The following is a 2,941-nucleotide window of genomic DNA, read 5'->3' as shown; positions in this document are numbered from 1 at the left end:
CTGAGGGTGAGAACCCCTGTGGAGTTGTTGTACGTGGCGGAGCTGAGGGTTGGAGTGGCGACATTGGAGACGGTGATCGCATTGCCGCTGCTGTCTGCCGGTGAGGAAGCGGCACCTGGATTCCAGCCAGAAGCGGCAGCAATGTTGTAGGTGGTGCCGCCGCCGGAGGAGGTGCCGTTTTTATTCAGTAGCCCGGCGAGTTGAAGTTGATCAGCCGCGTTGAGGATGACGGAGAAGGCAGTTGCTGATGTGTTTTCAACGTCACCAGTGGTGAGGGTGTAGGTGCTGTTGCCTTCTCCAGTGAGCGTGAGTTTAGAGATGTCAATATCGTTGTTTGCGCCTGCATTGGTGACAAGATTGCTACCAGTTACAACGAGAGTGCTAGATGAAGCGTTGTAAGTGGCAGAAGTAAGTGTTGGCGCGGTGTTGATATTGACAACTTGCAATCTATCATTTAACAAGGAAGCGGCTAAGGCATAGGTGCTGCCGCCAATGACGACCGTGGTGACGCTTGAGGCACCATCAAATTCATCAAAGGTATTGCCATTGCCATCAGTGACACCATCGGTGATTGATGCCACCGCCGTTGGCGTGGCTGGATTGCTGATATCAACTATCTGCAATCCATTGTCGTCGTAGGATGCAACTAAGGCATAGGTGCTGCCGCCAATGGCGACCGTGGTGACGGAAAAGGGACCATCAAGTTCATCAAAGGTATTGCCATCACCATCAGTACCATCATCGGTGATTGATGCCACCGCCGTTGGCGTGGCAGGAGTGCTGATATCAACTATCTGCAATCCATTGTCGTCGTAGGATGCAACTAAGGCATAGGTGCTGCCGCCAATGGCGACCGTGGTGACGGAAAAGGGACCATCAAGTTCATCAAAGGTATTGCCATCACCATCAGTACCATCATCGGTGATTGATGCCACCGCCGTTGGCGTGGCAGGAGTGCTGATATCAACTATCTGCAATCCATTGTCGTCGTAGGATGCAACTAAGGCATAGGTGCTGCCGCCAATGGCGACCGTGGTGACGGAAAAGGGACCATCAAGTTCATCAAAGGTATTGCCATCACCATCAGTACCATCATCGGTGATTGATGCCACCGCCGTTGGCGTGCCAGGAGTGCTGATATCAATAATCTGCAATCCATTGTCATGACGAGCAGCAACTAAGGCGTAGGTGCTGCCGCCAATGACGACCGTGGTGACGCTTTTAGCACCATCAAGTTCATCAAAGGTATTGCCATCACCATCAGTGCCACCATCGGTGATTGATGCCACCGCCGTTGGCGCGGCAGGAGTGCTGATATCTACAATCTGCAATCCACCATTGAACAAGGAAGCAACTAAGGCATAGGTGCTGCCGCCAATGACGACTGTGGTGACGCTTATGGCACCAGTAAGTTCATCAAAGGTATTGCCATCATCATCAGTGCCACCATCGGTGATGGATGCCACCGCTGTTGGCGCGGCTGGAGTGCTGATATCAACAACCTGCAATCCATCATCGGACACGGAAGCAACTAAGGCATAGGTGCTGCCGCCAATGACGACCGTGGTGACGCTGGCGGCACCATCAAGTTCATCAAATCCACCTTCATCAAGGGTGAATGATGCCACCGCCGTTGGCGCGGCAGGAGTGCTGATATCAACAATCTGCAATCCATTATCCCACATGGAAGCAACTAAGGCATAGGTGCTGCCGCCAATGACGACTGTGGTGACGCTGTAGGGACCATTAAGTACATCAAAGGTATTGCCATTACCATCAGTGCCACCATCGGTGATTGACGCCACCGCCGTTGGAGTTGTAATTGATGATGCTTCTATTTTGACCTTTCGCCCTGAAACTAATAATTCTGAATGATCATTTTGATTAAATTCTGATGGATTGATTTGCTTGTTTTTAATCAATGATGAAAAGATGGCCCCTTCATCGCCAGCTGTGTCGTGATTGCCATTGAGATGATGATCGATGGCATGGCCGATCTCCTCTAGGAGGACGGCTTCTAGTTCTGGGACTGTTGCAGTCTTGAGCCATGCGGAATTGAGATAAATCCTTTCCTCTCCATTGGGGTCTGATGCGGTGTAAGCACCGCGCAACCCTGCCATGGTTTGGCTGTCGAGAATCTCGAGGCTGATGGCCCTGAGCTCAAGCGGAGCAGAGCGGCCAAAAACTCGTTGCAGCAGTTCTTGCCAGGCTTGTGTTTTTGATTGCCAAAGCCTGAGCTGTTGATCCACAGCGTGGATCGCTGTAGCCAATCCCGATCTTGTCTCGCCCGCCGCGCTGTCTGTGCTGGTGAGGAGATGCAGCGAAATCAAAAGACAAGTGGAGCTTCGCCTGAGTTCTACAGAGTGCTCAGCATCGCTGCTTGTGATTGCCTTGATTTGTCGTCATGTCAAGGGAAGGAGCATCTGTTCAGAGCGAGCCTGTTGGTAGGTGCTGAACAGCTTTTCTAGCTGGTTCGGGCTTCCGAGGCGAGGTCGATGCCACTGTTTGTTGGGCGGTTTCAAACCGCCAGCTGCACAGACCGCCTCTAGGCAGAATCGTTGTCAGGAAACTTGAATTGCGTGGCTGCGAACAGCATCCAACCTGAGGATCAGAGCTGGCCCTGGTGGCCGCTGCTGCCACTCAGGAGTGTTTAATTGCAATGAGTTTGAGTGGGTGGTCCCTGAGCTGTCCCTGCTTTTTTGTGCAAGTGGAGCGGATGGTGTGCAACTGGGGTGGGTCAGAAGGGTGCTGGTGTTGAGGGAAGGACGCGCGAGGTTCAATGCCAAGCCGACCGCCTGGCTTGGTATCAGTTCGGTGTGATCAGAGACTCGAGCTCAGTGCCCATGCCTCAAGGATCCGAGCTCAGGTGGTGAGGGCTTTGAAATGAAAGCCGAGGATGAAGTCGTCGTAATCGAGATCACCACCACCGAGGGTGTCTTCT

1 protein-coding gene is annotated in these 2,941 nt (G+C 52.6%); it reads right to left on the bottom strand.

Annotated elements, in window-relative coordinates; translation table 11 throughout:
- Positions 1-2,249 (bottom strand): hypothetical protein (locus DXY10_RS08275; protein ID WP_198412987.1); only part of this gene is annotated, 2,249 nt, incomplete at its 3' end.
- Positions 2,250-2,941: the final 692 nt, after the last annotated feature.

It is taken from the genome of Synechococcus sp. UW140, assembly GCF_900474295.1.
Classification (GTDB): Bacteria; Cyanobacteriota; Cyanobacteriia; order PCC-6307; family Cyanobiaceae; genus Synechococcus_C.
The sequence above is the reverse complement of the archived record's forward strand: the minus strand, read 5'-3'. Positions and strand labels throughout refer to the sequence as shown.